At 42.4% G+C, this 17403-nt stretch carries 12 protein-coding genes; 7 read left to right on the top strand and 5 right to left on the bottom strand.

From position 1 onward, the window contains the following. Nucleotides 1–200: 200 nt before the first annotated feature. Entirely contained in the window at nt 201–1778 is a 1578-nt protein-coding gene (locus GL2_RS20620; RefSeq protein ID WP_143732603.1) for an NAD(P)/FAD-dependent oxidoreductase, read from the bottom strand. A 1099-nt stretch (nt 1779–2877) separates the two neighbouring features. On the opposite strand from GL2_RS20620, the gene GL2_RS20615 reads away from it, so the two are divergent. Together GL2_RS20615 and GL2_RS20610 are read left to right on the top strand one after the other, a co-directional pair. Beyond that, nucleotides 2878–5328 (top strand): hypothetical protein, encoded by a 2451-nt coding sequence (locus GL2_RS20615; protein ID WP_172621224.1) that lies wholly within the window; start codon nt 2878–2880, stop codon nt 5326–5328. A 302-nt stretch (nt 5329–5630) separates the two neighbouring features. After that, the gene (locus GL2_RS20610) at nt 5631–5876 is read left to right on the top strand and encodes a cupin (protein ID WP_197736488.1); all 246 of its coding nucleotides are present in this window, start codon (nt 5631–5633) and stop codon (nt 5874–5876) included. Between the two features lie 146 nt (nt 5877–6022). On the opposite strand, the gene GL2_RS20605 is transcribed toward GL2_RS20610, so the two are convergent. Together GL2_RS20605 and GL2_RS20600 are read right to left on the bottom strand one after the other, a co-directional pair. After that, nucleotides 6023–6853 (bottom strand): TauD/TfdA family dioxygenase, encoded by an 831-nt coding sequence (locus GL2_RS20605; protein WP_143732601.1) that lies wholly within the window; start codon nt 6851–6853, stop codon nt 6023–6025. A 947-nt stretch (nt 6854–7800) separates the two neighbouring features. Further along, entirely contained in the window at nt 7801–8958 is a 1158-nt protein-coding gene (locus GL2_RS20600) for a patatin-like phospholipase family protein (protein ID WP_143732600.1), read from the bottom strand. Between the two features lie 688 nt (nt 8959–9646). Here GL2_RS20600 and GL2_RS20595 point away from each other — a divergent pair. Further along, the gene (locus GL2_RS20595; protein WP_143732599.1) at nt 9647–10756 is read left to right on the top strand and encodes a hypothetical protein; all 1110 of its coding nucleotides are present in this window, start codon (nt 9647–9649) and stop codon (nt 10754–10756) included. 42 nt (nt 10757–10798) lie between these two features. On the opposite strand, the gene GL2_RS20590 is transcribed toward GL2_RS20595, so the two are convergent. Beyond that, entirely contained in the window at nt 10799–11674 is an 876-nt protein-coding gene (locus GL2_RS20590) for a LysR family transcriptional regulator (RefSeq protein WP_143732598.1), read from the bottom strand. Nucleotides 11675–11776: 102 nt separating this feature from the next. On the opposite strand from GL2_RS20590, the gene GL2_RS20585 reads away from it, so the two are divergent. Both GL2_RS20585 and GL2_RS20580 read left to right on the top strand, forming a co-directional pair. Then, nucleotides 11777–12385 carry a short chain dehydrogenase gene (locus GL2_RS20585; protein WP_143732597.1) on the top strand — a complete coding sequence of 203 codons (609 nt, stop codon included), beginning with the start codon at nt 11777–11779 and terminating at the stop codon, nt 12383–12385. Nucleotides 12386–13063: 678 nt separating this feature from the next. Next, nucleotides 13064–13771 (top strand): alpha/beta hydrolase family protein, encoded by a 708-nt coding sequence (locus tag GL2_RS20580; RefSeq protein WP_143732596.1) that lies wholly within the window; start codon nt 13064–13066, stop codon nt 13769–13771. 124 nt (nt 13772–13895) lie between these two features. On the opposite strand, the gene GL2_RS20575 is transcribed toward GL2_RS20580, so the two are convergent. Beyond that, entirely contained in the window at nt 13896–14495 is a 600-nt protein-coding gene (locus tag GL2_RS20575) for a hypothetical protein (protein ID WP_143732595.1), read from the bottom strand. 344 nt (nt 14496–14839) lie between these two features. Here GL2_RS20575 and ybaK point away from each other — a divergent pair, with 344 nt between their 5' ends. Next, nucleotides 14840–15307 carry a Cys-tRNA(Pro) deacylase gene (gene ybaK, locus GL2_RS20570; protein ID WP_143732594.1) on the top strand — a complete coding sequence of 156 codons (468 nt, stop codon included), beginning with the start codon at nt 14840–14842 and terminating at the stop codon, nt 15305–15307. Nucleotides 15308–16392: 1085 nt separating this feature from the next. Beyond that, nucleotides 16393–16899: a hypothetical protein gene (locus GL2_RS20565; protein WP_143732593.1), complete on the top strand. Its 507-nt coding sequence runs from the start codon at nt 16393–16395 to the stop codon at nt 16897–16899. The last annotated feature ends 504 nt before the right edge of the window (nt 16900–17403 follow it).

Raw genomic sequence — 17403 nt, 5'->3', positions numbered from 1 at the left:
CCAGTTAGGATTAAGATCTACATAGATCATACAGGCTGTCAGCGCTCTCCCATTATGGCCCCTGCACTTGCCAATCTGCAAGTGCAGGCACTCACTCAAATAACGTCTATACCCACTAATTTCTTGAGTGGTTAATCATGACCTGAGCACTATTGTGAATAGTGGCCGCACTGGGTTTATAAGATCAGTGCGAGCCAGTCTTATTTATCTCTCAGAATCTCCATTGCAGCGTTATGACCAGGCACTCCAGTAACCCCACCTCCAGGGTGAGTACCGGAGCCACAGAGGTACAAGTCCTGGATCGGTGTGCGGTAATCCGCAAAACCCATAAAGGGGCGGTTACTCCATAGTTGGTCCAGCCCCAGGGCGCCATGGAAGATGTCGCCACCGATCAAACCAAACTTGCGCTCTAGGTCCAGTGGCGAGTGAATTTGCTGCGCGATGATGGCATCACGGAAATTGGGAGCGTAGCTGGTAACGGTATCGACAATGGTTTGCGCCGCTTGCTCTCGATAGTCGTCCCAGCTTTTGCCGTCCGATAGTTCTGGAGCGAATTGCTGGCAGAATAAGCTGGCGACATGGTGGCCCTCGGGGGCCAGGGAGGGGTCGATGGTGGAGGGGATTAATATCTCTACAATGGGCTGCTTCGACCAGCCGTATTGTGTCGCATCCACATAGGCCTGCTCCAAGTAATCCATGGTGGGACCAATGACTATTCCCGATTGATGGTGTGGCTGTAGGTGAGTTCCGGGCTTGCAAGTGAAATCTGGCAGCTCGGACAGAGCCACATTCATACGGAAGGTGCCTGAACCCACCCTAAAACCGCGTACTCGCCGCTGGAACTCCGGCTCTAGATGCTGTTCGTCAATCATCTGGGAGTAGAGCAATTTAGGTCCAACATTGGCGATTACTTTGCTGGCGGTAACGGTTTCCCCGCTGCTTAGCCGCACTCCAGTAGCGCGACCGCCATCTATCAAAACATCTTTAACCTCGGCATCTGTGCGAATAGTGACTCCGAGGCGCTTCGCTTCTTTACCCATGGCTTGGGTGATAGCACCCATACCGCCCATGGCATGGCCCCAGGCGCCTTTCTCGCCGTTTACCTCGCCAAATACATGGTGCAACAATACATAGGCAGAGCCGGGGGTGCTGGGTGCGGCATAGTTGCCGACGATAGAGTCGAAGGCGAATGCAGCTTTGACATGGTCATTTTCAAACCAGGCATCCAGCACGCTGGTGGCATTCTTGGTGAACAGATCCAGTGCATCACGGCGGGCTGCCATACTGAGCTTTTTAGCCCTCATGCCAAAGCTACCAGCACGAATCAAATCCGCAAACCCGCCACCCACGTTGGGGGGAGAGCGTAGCAATTCTTCTCGTAAAATATCCGCTACAGTTCCCAGCATGGCATAAAAGTCGGGCAGGGTGGCTGCATCCCTTTCTGAGAAGCGGGCGACCTCTGCCTGTGTATCTGCGAGATTCTTATGAAAGGAGAGGTTTTCGTTACCTGAAAGCGGAAAAAAATTTGACTGCGGCCGTAACTTGATTTCCAGGCCGTGCTCATACAAGTTAAGGTCTTCGATGATTTTCGGGTTCAGCAGGCTTACAGTGTAGCTCGCTACAGAGTTTCTGAACCCTGGATGGAACTCTTCAGTAACTGCAGCTCCGCCAACAATTGACCGACGCTCCAGAATTGTTACTTTTTTTCCCGCTTTGGCTAAATAACAGGCGCAGACTAGGCCATTATGGCCGCCGCCAATAATCAGAACATCCTTCATTATTATTCTCTGAGTGGATAAAGATCAGTTCAGATTGTTGTCGAAAAACGTAAAAAAATAAAGGGGTACTTGGTATGGATATGTCGTAATGTAAAATGATTTTTTGCTTTCACCATTTTCAAATATCATGAAATCAATTGGGATTTTTTAAAGCTAATTTCTGGGTGTTATTGGGTAAATGACCCCAGTATACCGTCACCAAATGTTTGACATTGCTCTGATTCTGACAGAGACAGCCTGTGAATCTATCTTGAATAGCCGGTTCAATTCTCCTGGTCTCTGTGATCTCCATTAAAGCTAATGGCTGTAATTTAGATACTGTTTTACAGTTAGCCCCTTACAAAGGCCGATTTTCCTGAATGGCTACCAACCGGGGTGTTAGTATCATTGTATCGGTGCCCTTGGTGTATGGGTAAAGGGCGGTAGGGCTGAAATAGCAGTTTGCAGAGGACCCAGAAAATTAATGGAGAGTAGGCATAAATTAGAACCGGAGCAAAAGCGTTAAAAAATGGTTGAAATACTATTGTCTGTCAGCCCTCCAAGTTATCCGTGTACAATAATTGATTGTAATAATGTGAATGTAGCGGCTGGCAGCTAGTGCATCACATAAATTGTGGGGTTTTGCATTCCTGCTGATGGTTTCTGGTTTGAGGCGTACTAAATAACATTTGGCGTATTTGTCATTTTCCAGTATTGAAATTCCAAACTTTCCTCTCATTAATTTAGCTATTCCGTCTCAAGATTTTTATCATTTTTTGAACAAAAATTAATTTCGCAATGAATCGAGACTTCATTGTAAGTGCCGCAGTGTTCTCATTAATCCAGTATTGAGGTTAATGGTATTAATAATTAAGTGATAGTTGTATTAATTGTTGGTCCGCTCTGTATATCCTCTGGTTGATGACTGCTTAATAGCTTTATCTTTGCTGAGACCTGAAGTTTGGCATGATGATTTTGGTGTATAGCCACCTAAATGCTATTGCCCCCATTTTGTATTGCAAACTACAGTGCAGGCATTTGATATAAATGATTTACTCTCAAATTATTAAGAGTAGATGGCTCCTTCAGTATGATTGTTAACAGTGGGTAAAGGATGTTTATGAAGAAGTTAACCCCCCTGGCTGCAGCGATGTTAGCCGCATTTAGTGGTAATGTTTTAGCGGATAATAATACGGCGATATTAACTCAGATTGGCTCTGGTAATATGGCAGTTACTGATCAATTGGACCCAACAATACAAAATAATTTAATAGTACAGACTCAAATTGGAGATTCTAATGATTCTGACGTATCCCAAACGTCCGGTGCTACCAGTAGTATTGCCACACACTTACAAATAGGCACTATGAACCGTGCCACCTCTACGCAATCGGAGGCCACTACAGGCACTGCAAGCATAAATCAGACTGGAAGTATGAATGGTGCAGCATCAACTCAAAGTATAGTTTTCGCAACTAGCGTGTTGATTAATCAACTTGGATCTGGAAATGTGTCTTCTAGTATTCAAGCCAATGATGCTGCTTTAAGTGCAGCTATTATTGATCAAGCCGGCAGTATGAACATATCTCGAGTTTTTCAAACAGGGGCGACAACGACAAGTATCGCATTAACAAATCAATTTGGTGAAATGAATAATGCATTCCTAATACAAGATGGGGTTATAGGTAGTACTGCAGCAATAAATCAAACTGGATTTATGAACTTTTCAAATATAACCCAAAAAGATGAATCTGCATTAAGTATTGCAAGTGTGAATCAGACAGGAGATGTAAATGTAGGAAATATTAGTTACGAAAACAATGTTATTTCAAGTGTTTCGGGTATTAATCAAGTAGGTGAAAATAACTCAGCCAATATTAATCAAGAGGAGACCGCAGCTAGTAGTGCCATTATCAATCAATTTGGCTCTATGAATGGATTTGAGTTGGAGCAGGAGGCTGTAATTGCTAGTAACACCTTTGTCAATCAAGTAGGTTCTATGAATGAAGGCGAGATAGCACAGAAAGAAGTTACAGCCAGTAGTGCCTTGGTTAATCAAATAGGATCTTCGAATGATATTGACGATCTTAGTCAAGAAAACGTTTTAGCAAGTATTGCTTTAATCAATCAAGTTGGCTCTTTGAATGAGGCTGCCCTTTTTCAAGTTCAAGTGACAGCAAGTAGTGCCTTTATTAATCAAGTAGGCTTATCGAACGAAGGCATAATTGAACAAGAAGAGAATGTCTTTGCAAGTATCGCTTCCGTGAATCAAGTTGGTTCCATGAACGAAGCTGAGATTATTCAAGAAGAGGCCACGGTTAGTAGTGTCTTTGTCAATCAATTTGGCTCTATGAATGAGGCTGAAGCTGCCCAAGATAGTGGGGTGAATGCAAGTAGTATCCTTGTTAATCAAGCAGGCTCTATGAATGAAACTGATGTTTTTCAGGAGGAAGGAGTAATTGCAAGTAGCATCCTCGTTAATCAGGTGGGATCGATGAATATTGCTGAGGTTGGTCAAGAAGAGGTCGCAGCAAGTGGTATCTTCATTAACCAATTTGGCTCCATGAATATAGCTGGGGTTTCACAAGAGGAGGGAGTGATTGCAAGTAGTATCTTTGTCAATCAAACAGGCTCTATGAATGAGACGGAAGTCGAGCAAGATGATGGAGTAATTGCAAGTACTATCCTAGTCAATCAATTAGGCTCTATGAACGAAGCTGAGGTTGAGCAAGAGGCGGTCACGTTTAGTAATGCCTTCGTCAATCAAGCAGGCTCTATGAACGAAGCCGGAGTTGAGCAAGGGTTGGTTACTGCTGCTAGCGCCTCTATCAATCAAGCAGGCTCTATGAATGAAGCTGATGTTTTCCAGGAGGATGGAGTGGTGGCAAGTATTGCTCTTGTCAGTCAACTCGGCTCTATGAACTCTGCTGAGGCCGGCCAAGGAGATGTCGTGATCGCAAGTAGCGGCTTCATCAATCAAGTAGGGCTAGATCATGAAGCCGCTCTTAGCCAAGAAGAGACTATTGGCAGTATTATTGTAATTAGTCAAATTGGCTCTATGAATGATACGGAAGTTTCTCAGGAGGGAACCACTACAAGTGGTGCCTTTGTTAATCAAATAGGCACCGAGCAATTTGCTTTTATTGAGCAGTTTGGCGGAACTGTATCAACTATTGCCATTATTAACCAAGCCGGCAGTATGAATGAAGGGGGTGTTGAACAAATAGATGTCATGGAGAGTATTGCTACTATCGATCAAGTCGGTAATATAAATGATGGCGATGTTGATCAAATTGGGGGGACCTCCTTTAGTGTTGCTGCAGTCAGGCAGGTTGGAGAAAGGAATGATGCTGATATTGGGCAGGATGCAACGAATTTTTCCAGTGCTTTGATATCGCAGGTTGGTTCTACAAATATGGCAGGTATTATTCAAACTGGAGCGACCCTTAGTGCGGCAGCGACATTTCAGGTGGGTAACGATAATAGCCATACAATCACTCAGGCAGGTTTTGGGAATACTGCTATTGCTGTACAAATTGGAAGTGGAAACATGGGTACTATCATGCAATAGTAATTGCTTTAAAATCTTGAAGTAACTGTATTTACAGTACCTGGATACTTTTTATAGAACAAAGTACTCCCACTTTTTGGCCGTAGTCTTTACTGCGGCCTCCCCTTAAACTTCCTTTTTATAAGCGGTGTTATACATCCGTAAGACCTATCCACGTTTCATAAACACTCTATATAGTTAGATTTCGGCCAAACATGCAAGTATGGTATAGGCAAACTGACTCAAGTAGTAAGAATATGAACATAATTAGAAGCAAAGAATTTACGGCAGAGAAAGCCTGAGAAGCCAAGCATATTGCCAACATGAATGGGATTACCACTAGGCTTCATTGGACTGATCAACACTATAAATGGTACATCAATGATGGGGAGGAAGTGTTTACTGTTTTTAATATCTACATCGAAATGAAATACAAAATAGATGGTAAAAAAGATTCTGCCATCATAAAAACAGGGGATATTTTCTATGCTTCAGTAGGCATAGTACACATGGCACACCCACAAGGCGAAGCAAGGGTCTTGGTGATAGAGTTTGGGGGCAGTGTATAGTAATTCAAATAGTGACACCCCCGTCCTTTGTGCCTGTATCTGGCAGCTCGCCACCAAGTAAATTTTTGATTAATACAGCATATTTATCATCAAGTGCGCCACGCATTTTCTACTGGAAGTGGATTCACGGGTGTTCCGCGATATAGTTAGACCGCCTGCAAATTACTACCGGCAAGCGTGATTCGGTGCATTAAGCGGAACTGCCCTTGGTAATCATTTTCGGCGGAGTGCCAGGTACTCCGGTTATCCCAGAATGCAACCGAGCCTGGCTCCCAGGGGAAGCGGCAGGTATAGCCATTGGTGAGTACGTGGGCGAACAGGAAGTTCAGCAGCGGCCTGCTTTCCTCAGGCGTCCAGCCTTCAAAACACAGAGTAAACCCTGGATTGACGTAGAGAATCTTACGCCCGGTATCGGGGTGCTGGATTACTACTGGGTGCACCGCCTCACCAACATCGTTGACGCCACCAAGTTGCGAGGCCAGGTCCGTGGACTGATAGTAGCCGTCCTCGCCGTAGACGTGCACATTCGAATGTACGGCCCTTAGGGTTTCCAATGTCGTCTTTAGCCCATTAGACAGGCTGTCATAGGCTTTTTGCAGGTTGGCAAAGTGTGTGTCACCGCCGGTCTCGGGCAGTTCCCTGGCTACCAGTATGGAACCCAGGGCGGGCTCCTGATCATAAGAATGATCCGTGTGCCATCCGCCTCCGATATTGGTTTCCTGATCCGCTTCCTTTCGTACCTCAGCGATACCGGGGTATTCCTGTGTGTGTGTGAAAAACTTATTGATAACAATCTCGCCCCAACGGTGGGCGAAGGCCAGATGATCCTCCGGGGATAGGGACTGATTGCGAAAAAATAGAACACCGTAATCGGCGAAGGCCCGGCGCAGGTCGTTGAGTTCGACATCGGATAAGTTGGCCAGCTGCACGCCTTCCACGAGTGCACCGCAGCCTTTAGAGTACTGGGAGATATTCATGACAGGTGTCGATTCAGTAGAATGTTTCCATATGATAAATTATTCCGAGACAGGTTCAAGCTTGCCTGATACAGAGAAATCGACATTTAGACTTAATGGAATCCGTGCCAGTAAAATGGATAAGATTTATCAAGTTTATTGACAAATTAATAATACCTTCTGGTAATAATCGTTAGAAATCAACAGGTTGAAATCACCAGCTACTTCTATATTTTATTTACAATAATAAGACCAGTGCATATGCACAGGCGGGCTGCAGGGTGTTGGGAGTAGAGTAAAGTTTTGTAAAATATTGCAATTGAAATAAAAAATTAGATTTTAAAAACTACGTCGATTACATACATCACATGGCCTTTTTTGGCCCGTGGTCATATCTCGAGTGAGCAACTTCGTCATTACCAACATCAAGGTGTGCTTGGAGATGGGGTTTTAGTACGTATAGAAAGTTTGATTGGTCCTAATTGAGTTTTCTAATATTCATGTCTTTCTCTGCTGATCTGTACAGTTTCCCTGTAGGCTCAACAAATCGATTGCTTTAATAAATCTATCCAATTGCATTGGATTACTTCTTCGATCATTGGCGCGCTTTTTATGCCTGGTGGCACCTAAAATAACCTATTGATTATTCTGTTTGATAAAGATTTAGGTCATTTTCTGCATTAAGTTAAATTTAATGATTATCTTCGTTGGAGTTATAGGAAATACTGATTCAATTTTATTTCCAGGCTGTGACTAAAGGCCATGCAAAGCTTAACTGAAATATTGTTGGATAACACTGTGATTATATGTTCCTTGGGTATGACCATCTTCTTTTTAAAAAAGTGTTAATGAGAACTAATGACAGTTAATGGAGTATAGTTATTTTCTATGTCTTAAGATATTTATGTATTTTGGAGGTGTTGCTTGCTTGATAAATGGTTTTCCTCAGGTGGAGTGAATTTTCTACATTAATCAGTTCTTTGTTTCAGGTGTTCTATTACCTGATCTATTTGGTTTTTATTCTCTTTTAGCAGTCTGTCGGCATGTATTTTTAGAGAGTCCATTGATTCATAATCGAAAATTCCGACAGTCGGATTAACTACTTTTACATTTAGGTAGTCATATTCAATTTGATCTGGGGATAAGAGTTTTGCTATTTTCAGAGTGTATAGCTGTTGGTTATCCATTGATCTTTGTACATCAGTGATGAGGTCATGCATCCAGCGTAACTGCCCCCAATTTTTCACTTCTTGGTAGCCAGTGTGCGCACTGCTCAGTGGAGATGTACCGGAACCCAGAATCAGAACATAGTATTTCTTGTTTGGGAATTCTTCCATGATATCCAGTAATACCATACTGGTGGGGTTGTTGGTTGATATCCCGGCATCAGCAAAATAACGATAGCGAAAATCTTTTTTTATACTCAAAAAGTCAACTGGGGGAAATATAGTCTCGGCGCTGGATGCGGCGGTGACCAGCTGGTATAGACTGTTTGAGGGTAGGTTGGCGACCTCCTTACCACGATTTTTGAATAGATGTACTTGTCCAGTATAAATATCGAGAGAAGGTATAATGACGTACTTCTCTAATTCGGTGAATTTAAGATCTTCCGTATAGTGAAATTTCATTACTTGATGTAGACGATCACCCATGAATTTTGGGGAAAACATTCCTGCACCGGTCAAAAGCTTGTGGTACCAAGGTGTTGTAAAAAGGTACTTGCTCTCGGATTTGTAGAGCTTTATAAGTAGATCTACCTTTGAGCCATAGTCTCCATATTTATCACTTAATTGTTTAACCGGTACATTGAGTCCCGTAGCAATAATTGCTCCCGTGGAGACACCACTGAAGACATCAAAAATCTCATTGATCGGTTTTCCTACTTGCTGCTCAATATATTGCAACACATAAAGAGGAATAAGTCCCCGTACACCGCCACCATCAAGGATAAGAATGTTAATGGTTTCCTTTTCCTTAAAGCGCGTTTCATTGATTATTATTTCTTCTGTAACGGGTGTTCTATAGAATTGTGTTTTTTCGGTAAAATGATGATTGTAGACATAGGCAATAATGCCAAAAGTTAAGGTTAGCAGGGCAAAGATAATTGTTAGTCGCCAAGCTTTCATTGTGTCACCTGAGTATTTGAAAACAATTATAGGAATCTATGAAGGTAAAAGTAATTTTGCTTTTTTGTTCTTTCTACTTATGTATTTTTTATTTGATATAAGTACTTGTTATTAGTTAGCTTCACTTTTATTTGTCTTTCTCTGGTGGGCTGTCATTTTGATGTAGCAATAAGACACTGGTGGAGGTGGTCTAAAAGTAGGGAGGTGACCAATAATTCAAAATAGTTGAAATTATAATAACCTTTGGAAATATAGTTAGGCATTGGAATAAGCTTAAAGTCTTTATGCGACATTGCTCTGTCACTTCATCAAAGTGATCTCCTACCAGGGAAGCCCATCCCTTTCTCTGTCCAATAAGCCTGTTTGAGGTGTCTTTTGAAAAGCAATGGACCATTAGGAAAAAATTAAATGATCAGAATGACTCTTTCATGGGTGCTTAAGTAGCTTGAGATTCTGCTGCATAAAAAGGAGCTGGTGGGAATGGTCGGGCGATTTAGAGTGAGCTAGAGTGGTGTTTCCCTGGTGGAAGCGGCTCGGTATATTTGAAGATGACACAGGCGCCATCCTCCATTGCATTAATAATAAATTCAGGAAATTTCTAAGTTAACGGCGAAACTAATCTGAATGTATCGCTTAATTAACTGGATTATCCTTTGGCTTCCAATCTCAAACCTCATTGGGGATCACTATGAGTAAGTACATGTTATTGAAAATGTTTCTATTAATGACGTTTTTATCTGCGAGCGGAACTCAGGCGGCTTCGGTTTCTAGGGCTAATGGGTATGATCAGTTAGTTGATGCATTTGATGCGGCATGGGTTAGGGTTGTCAATAGTGGTAAATACCGGGGAATAATTCAGGGTTTTCCCGAGCCGATTCCAGGAGTAATTGATGCATCAGATTACATTCTCAATCAAGCAGATTGTTTGCCAAACCCTGAGGTAACACCTTTTCCTGTGAAGCCAAGGGGGCGATTTGCCAAGATATTGGCATCTGGTCAAATACGTCGAGGTTATGTAGCCGGAGCGCCCTGGTTTGTGAGTTCAGGAGCAAGTACGTCTGATTGGTTTAATAATGGGATGTATGGTTCCAGTATCCTTGATGACATCCTTATAGAAATCCTCAAGGAAATTTCTGAGAATTATGGTATTCCACCAATTGAAATTACCTCGACTGAAATTCCATTTCCATTCAATACAACATCGGCTTTACAGGATGGTATATTTGGTACTAGCCTCAATAGGTTTAGTGATACCTATGAAATGTTCGAATTTGTAATGCAGCCTGGTGTTACAGTTGATCTTATCGATCAGTTTAATGCTAAGGGAGGGGAATCTGAAAATCTTCGGCGTCTAAAAGGGCGACGGGCAACATGCACAATTGTCAGCTCTGGTCAATTTATTCATGTGCCAGTTGCTTCTACCTTCTCCATTAGCTCTATTGATGATTTGCGAGCCAATGCAAATATCAAGATATGCACTGGAAATCTTTCAACTCAGACTGCTAATCAGTATTTTCCTGAAAATGAGGTTATAACAAAGCGCGAATTTGATATAAAGGAGTGCTATGAAGCTATCAGGGATGGGGATGCTGATGTATTCTTCAATTCTCTGCCAAAAAATCCACCTCCAGAAATGGTCGGTGTTATTGGGGCACCAATTTTCCAGCCTTCTGTTGATGCAAAAATTGTTGCAGGGACACCATACTGGTTTAAAGGTGAAGGTGTGCGTTGCAAGGCCGTAGCTATTCCAGGCCCATTTAATTTTGGTACATTTAGAGAGTGTGTAAAAAAAGTATAATAATTAATCAGGATGCTGCTTTTTATGTAAGTCTGATTCAATTTATAAAAAACTTACAACCCAATTATGTAAAGCCTCATTGCTTGAGCGTGGATGCCAAGCTGCAACCACATCAAAGCTCACAGGTCTTTCTGAGAGCTTAAGTGGAACCAGGTTTGAGCCATCCAGCGCTCGAGAGGGCAGAAAGGCAATCGCTTCAGTTTTCTCCAAGTAGAACGGCACAATAGAAAAGCAGGGCGCGGAAATTACAAAATTACATTTTAAACCATGCTGTTCAAACCATGTGTCAATTGACCCACGAAAATTTGGTCTGGTAGGCGATGCAATGATCTGAGGGTAGTTAGCAAGGTCTTTTAGGCTTAATTTTTTCTTAGCTAGGGGTGATTTTTTTGAGACAACACAAATATGGTGGTCGGAAAACAACGTCTTGGACAGGTAGCTGCTGGGCACAAATTCAGGAAATGCGATCACCAAATTGATTTTTCCCATTTCAAGAGAATGACCTAGATTATTCATATTTAAATCTTGAATGATGATTCTCAAGCCCGGGGCCTGCTGTCTTATTTTTGCGATGACTTCAGGTAATACCACCTGTTGAGCGTAGTCAGTAGCGGCAATGACATAGGTACCCTCAATACATTTGGGATCAAATGACTCAGGCTCTAATAGTTGCTCAAAACTCAGGAGTAATTCGTCAATCTTGCTGCCCAGTTGCTCGGCATAGGGTGTCGGCACTAGCCCGTTGCTCTTACGTAGGAATAGTCGATCCTTAAAGATATCTCTCAGTTTCCTCAGTTGATCACTGACTGCCTGTTGAGTCAGGCCTACCTTCTGGGCAACACGGGAAGCATTTCGCTCCCTTAGAAGAGCCTGTAGCAACCTTAACTGTTTTATTTCCAACCTATCTATATCTTTCATACTTGTATCTCTTACAAGTGATAACTGTTTTTAATTGTATCTCTAGGTGCCTACTATATCTACTCACTGACTAGGATTAGTTGAAAATAACGAGAGGTAGAAATGAAGAAGGTTATTGTAATTGGCGCATCAGGCAAAATCGGCCAAGCCGCTTTGAGTGGGTTGACGCACCATCAGGTGATTACCGCCAGCATGTCAGGTACGGGATGTGACCATCAAGTGGATATTGGCAGTGAACCCTCTATCCGTAAGCTATTCGAGCAGGTTGGTTCATTTGATGCTGTTGTCAATACGGTTGGGATTTGTGAGTACGCAAATTTTACTGATATGAACGAGGATCAATGGATGACTACGGTGCTCAGTAAAATGATGGGACAGATTAATCTGGTTCGTATTGGTCAAGAGTACATTAATGATGGTGGTTCATTTTCCTTGATAACTGGCATACTAAGTTCCAAGGCAATTCCCATGGCAATCGCTGATGCGACCACCAGTGGTGCTATTGATACCTTTGTGAAGTGTGTAGCCTATGAGTTACCTAGAGGAATTCGTATAAATTCAATCAATCCAACGGTTATTGAAGAGGCATGGGATGTGTATGGAGAGATGATGTCAGGATTTCAGCCCGTACCTGGAAGCTTAGTGGGCAAGGCGTTTGCACGGTCTGTAGACGGCTTTATTACAGGTGAGGTCATTACAGTCGATGCCTAGGTTGTTATGATTTTCTAAGCTGTAATTGACAGTAAGCGTTTTAAATGATCGCAATAGGTTATGCTGTTATCCTCATATGACCTTGTGTCGTCCTATAGTAAATTAAATTAGGCAGACTTTTATTTTGGAAGTTTTTTTAATTTCTTATGAGCTCTCTAGGGGCTAGGAGTCACTGCCAGAATAAATATGTACAGAAAAGCAATACCAATGAATATGATTAATTCTTCGAAATCACTACCACTACTATAGTATATTAATCGCCAGCCAAATAGAGCGAACTGATTACTATTTTTCCTGAAATATTTAAGTTGGAAATATATTTTTAAATGTACGTTACCGCTGCCAATTCTCTAAATAGTTAGGTTGTTGGTATGGTTTGATAGAGATGTCAGCTTTATGCGCTGTATGATAGGAGGTGGCCTTGATTTTTTTGGTTTAATTGATGATCTTTGAGAGATAAGAAACCAAGGTGGGCTTAACGTGATCTTTAGCATTTTAGCTAACATAATAATCTTTCAGTAAGGTATATAATAATTTTGAGCTTGTTGACACTTGTATTGATAAGAATGTTGATCTTATAAATTTAGCAGGATAAAATCCCACTATTTAATCCGCATTTAAAACAGCTTGATGATTTTTTGTTTATGGCGTGTCGGTGAAATGAAATAGAGATAACATATGGCAACTTTCGTCTTGGTTCATGGGGCTTGGCAGGGCGGCTGGTGTTGGAAGAGGGCAGCATCGCTGCTGCGCAAGGCTGGTCATGAAGTATTCACCCCCACTTTGACTGGCCTTGGAGAGCGGGCTCATCTTTTGGATGATAAGATTGACTTGGATACACATGTCCAGGACGTTCTTGGAGTCCTTCATTATGAAGAACTCTCTGACATTATCTTGTGTGGTCACAGCTATGGGGGAATGGTAATTACCGGTGTTGCCGATAGAGCACCCCAACATATTTCTTCACTTGTTTACCTTGATGGATTAGTGCCAACTGATGGACAGAATACCCTGGATCTTCTGCCCACTGAAGTTGGGGCTAGTTTACTGGAAAGTGCCAAAATTTCAGATTCAGGCTTTCGGGTAGCGCCGACACCAGCTAAAGAGTTTGGGGTTAATGCTCAAGATCGGGCCTGGGTAGATCGGTTGTGCGTCGATCATCCTCTTAAGTCCTTTGAGCAATCAATTCGTTTGAAAAATAGAGAGACGCTGGTACGCAGACACGTATATATCTATGCCACTGGCTGGAGTCCGGGCATTGGCAGGCCATTCTTCGACAGAGCCCAGCTGGACGCTGAATGGCAGGCAGTTTCTTTGCCTTGCGGTCATGATGTGATGATAGATATGCCTCAAGAGCTAACACAGATTTTAATTGCCTCCATATAGTTTTGTCATCAGCCCTTTCACTTCCAGGAAGCTATGTCGTATTTATTGGGGTATCCCTGAATGACAGAAGACAGGATTAGACCTGACTCGCAGTAGTAGACACGAGTCAGGTCATCTTCTCGATTTAGAACATGGAATTAACCATTTCTTTTGTTTTGGACTTTCCTGAGCCGTGGCTGCGATCATCCCAGGTGACTTTTCCGGTAGCCAGATCAAGCTTTACACCTTGATGCCCAACATAGTTATCACCTTGACGCAGGCTCATCTCGTCAAAAACCCCCTGGCTGGTGAACGTAAATTTTTCAAGATTGGAGATATTAAAATTGACATCAAACATTCGATTAAAATCCAATACACTACGTACTTCATCAATCAGGGCTTGAGTATGTCTTAGGCTGGAGCCGTTTCCGCTCATGGTTTGATAAGAAGAGCTGCCATTGAGGGACACACCACCAAATACCCAGCCTCTCCATTTTCTTCCTGGCGCAATAGGGCAGACCGCTGCCATTATCTCAAGGGCATCAGCCCTTACCTGAGGGGCTTGCATTGAGCCAGAGAAGTGAGCAACTACACCTATCTTTCTGGGGGCGCCACTATAGAGTACTAGCCCCACGCAGGAACCGTAACCATCAGATCGCAACTCTCCTGCGTTGGTACCTGTTACCCAAGTGCACTCAGGTCTGAAGCGATAAGCGGCATAACCACCTCCCAATTGTACTGCCATAGCGTAGACTCCTTATTGGATATTTATCGGGCATGTGACCGATCAGTCGGTACCAATATAACGATAAAATACTTGAGTGCCTTGATCAATATCAGCGGATTACACCTATAGTCTCTTATCGCCAGTTACCTTTTAATACCTCGCGGTTATCGGGATAAATCTTTGGGAGTTGGGAGGGGGATCTCATCTATTGTTTGCCGGTGGGGTATTAGCATGTATTCGGTGGCTACTTAGCACATAAAGATGGATGTAAAACCCAGTCGGAAGAAATGTGTATTCGCTCTGCACATGCCGAGTGTATACATGATACGGTAGAGTTCAGTGTTGTGAGTATGGAGTCAAAAATGACACCTGGTATTAATCTTCTCAAGAAGGCCAAAATTACCCACAAGATACATGAATACCATCATGATTCCTCGAGCAAATCGTTTGGCTTGGAAGCTGTCGAAAAATTGGGGGTACCGGAAGCGAGAATTTTTAAAACTTTAGTTGCTATGCTCGATAGCAAGGAGCTAATTGTTGGGGTAATTCCAGTATCTTCGAGCTTGAACTTGAAGCAGTTAGCAAAGGCTGCCGCTGCCAAGAAGGCAACTATGGCTGCACAATCAGATGTTGAGCGTTCGACTGGCTATGTGCTAGGGGGTGTGAGCCCGTTAGGACAAAAGAAGAAGCTAAAAACTATCTTCGACCCATCAATTAAAGAGCACAACACCATTTATGTCAGTGCTGGTCGTAGGGGCCTGGAAATTGAGTTGTGTCCTGATGATCTTGTAAGGCTGGTTAGTGGCGTACTTGCCGATATAGGTCAGTAGACTTTTAGCTGGCTGGTGCTCAGAATTAAGCTGTATTCCAAGTCTACCTGTTGGGCTCAGAAAATTCCTTTTTATGTGGTGACCCGCCACCTGGGTATCCATACTTACCAGTAAATTCCAGGTTGGTTCCGTAATCTATTTATTATCAGGCAGATAGGGCAAAACGCTTAGTTTTGCCCTTAAAATATATTTAATTACAACTATGCCCATCTACATCCGATCCATCTTCAACCACATTACAGTTGGGGCATCGGAACCCGCCACCTGGTTGATCTCTATAATTTACGTAGCTCCACCCACTAGGTGGATTATCAGGTGTATATTTGGTGCTTACAGGTCCGGGTCCTGGATTTGCAGGATCCAGACTGTCATCGCTACCGGTGATTTCAATTTCCATATTGATTATCCATAGTTGTATTTGGGGGCTTGGATGTGGGAAGCGTTAAACAGAATACTCAGTTAAACTACTTCCCCGTATTAAAGCGAATCAATTATAAAGAAAAAATCGGAAGCTATTTCATATCTGCCTGTGACATGCTCTTACATAATGGGACGGTTGTTCATAGAAGAAGTATTTTTGTCGTGTATAGGATCATGGGCCTTGAGGGATGAGTAAAATATGTCCTGTTGGTATGCAGCTCGTACTATTATTCTGAATTAGAAGTGCCATATCATGGATATATATTCATCATTTAAAAGTCTGCATATACCTGGATCTGTTTGGGGTAAGAATTCTAGAGATTTTGCAAAGTTGGATTATAAAATACTGATTGTAGCAAGGTCTAAGATGGTTTTGCGCTTCTGAGGGGGGCTCTATTTGTTAAGCGCCCTTGGTTGGCAAAAGGTATGATCTGAAGCTTAGTTATTCGTTGTAATAAACAGCCGGATTGATAGTGCTGGTTAACCCGGGAGCTTAATTGCCCTGGATGCATACTTATAATTGGCGCTCAGGAAGTGTGTAAGAAATATTAGCCGCTACCGGTTATACAATATTACAATCTTTTTCTGTTGGGCGACGTAGTTCCGGAATTCTTGGTTGGTTATGGTATTGTGGTAGGGTGGTGTATAAATTATGGCAAGCTCTCTTGATCCCGGATTTTAAACCTTGCCTTTTTGATGTTGGTGATCATGTGTATAGATATGCTTTAACAATATTATTTTTTTTCGCGTTGGCTTCATGTGATAAGTCAAACGATATGCTTGCCACAAACAGGTTGGGCTCTGAGGTAGATACTGATGAACTAACTGAGGGCGCTGCTGATGTTGATAATTCAGGCTCCCCCTCAGAGAGTCAGTCCCTAGAATCGACTGAAGGTAAGCGGGCGGTAAGTGAAGAGCCGCAGGATGTAAAGGCATCTACTCCTGAAATGAAGCGTAAGCCTATAGATATAAGTGTAGTCTTTGAGGAGGATATGGATTCTGGAGAGGCATATGACTTTTCCAGGAAAAGTAGACTTCCCGATCTTTTTAATCAGCAGGCAAAAGAAGATGGGATTACATTTAGCGGTAAACTTATTAGTGATCCTGAGAATCCAGATTATTTCGATTCTGTTGAGGGTGCAGAATTTTCAGTGGAAGTTAAAACTCGATAATTATTTGAATAAATTCCCTGAACGCTATATGAATTTGTTGGAGTATTTGGTGATGTTTGCGCTGCATCATCAAACATATGAGTGATGATGCTTTTGTGCCAGTATTTTTTTTTCTAGGTGCACCCAGAAACCTAAAGTGATCATTTTAGTTGCTGTGTGAGCTGATGGGTTGCCCATTGAGCAACTTCAAATTGCCTGTTATTGGTTGTTCAAATTTTTTACCTATCTGCCAAACGGAAAAGAAATGAAGCTAAAGTCTCTATTTTTTCTTCTGTACTTTTCAGCCATATATACTAAATAATTTTTCTTAGGTGCCGTATTAGGTACCTCCGTTGCACATATGGTCGAAAACATCATGCCAAAAACTGTCTGATCAAAGCTGGGGTAACGTTAAATTCTTAATCAGATTGGATTTTTTTCTGTCGAAAATCAGGCCTTTTGTAAGTTGCCCAAGAGTTAGTACTGTGAGAGGATGGGCCCAGTTTGATCTCTATCAATAAGTAG

Source organism: Microbulbifer sp. GL-2, assembly GCF_007183175.1.
GTDB lineage: Bacteria > Pseudomonadota > Gammaproteobacteria > Pseudomonadales > Cellvibrionaceae > Microbulbifer.
This window is presented reverse-complemented; position numbering and strand designations above follow the sequence as displayed.

Excerpts from the sequence above, each read along its gene's own strand:
- GL2_RS20615 (WP_172621224.1), top strand. The coding sequence starts at position 2,878 with ATGAAGAAGTTAACCCCCCTGGCTGCAGCGATGTTAGCCGCATTTAGT.
- GL2_RS20575 (WP_143732595.1), bottom strand. The coding sequence starts at position 14,495 with ATGGCAGTACAATTGGGAGGTGGTTATGCCGCTTATCGCTTCAGACCT.
- GL2_RS20590 (WP_143732598.1), bottom strand. The coding sequence starts at position 11,674 with ATGAAAGATATAGATAGGTTGGAAATAAAACAGTTAAGGTTGCTACAG.
- GL2_RS20605 (WP_143732601.1), bottom strand. The coding sequence starts at position 6,853 with ATGAATATCTCCCAGTACTCTAAAGGCTGCGGTGCACTCGTGGAAGGC.
- GL2_RS20620 (WP_143732603.1), bottom strand. The coding sequence starts at position 1,778 with ATGAAGGATGTTCTGATTATTGGCGGCGGCCATAATGGCCTAGTCTGC.
- GL2_RS20580 (WP_143732596.1), top strand. The coding sequence starts at position 13,064 with ATGGCAACTTTCGTCTTGGTTCATGGGGCTTGGCAGGGCGGCTGGTGT.
- GL2_RS20610 (WP_197736488.1), top strand. The coding sequence starts at position 5,631 with ATGAATGGGATTACCACTAGGCTTCATTGGACTGATCAACACTATAAA.
- GL2_RS20600 (WP_143732600.1), bottom strand. The coding sequence starts at position 8,958 with ATGAAAGCTTGGCGACTAACAATTATCTTTGCCCTGCTAACCTTAACT.
- GL2_RS20595 (WP_143732599.1), top strand. The coding sequence starts at position 9,647 with ATGAGTAAGTACATGTTATTGAAAATGTTTCTATTAATGACGTTTTTA.
- GL2_RS20585 (WP_143732597.1), top strand. The coding sequence starts at position 11,777 with ATGAAGAAGGTTATTGTAATTGGCGCATCAGGCAAAATCGGCCAAGCC.
- ybaK (WP_143732594.1), top strand. The coding sequence starts at position 14,840 with ATGACACCTGGTATTAATCTTCTCAAGAAGGCCAAAATTACCCACAAG.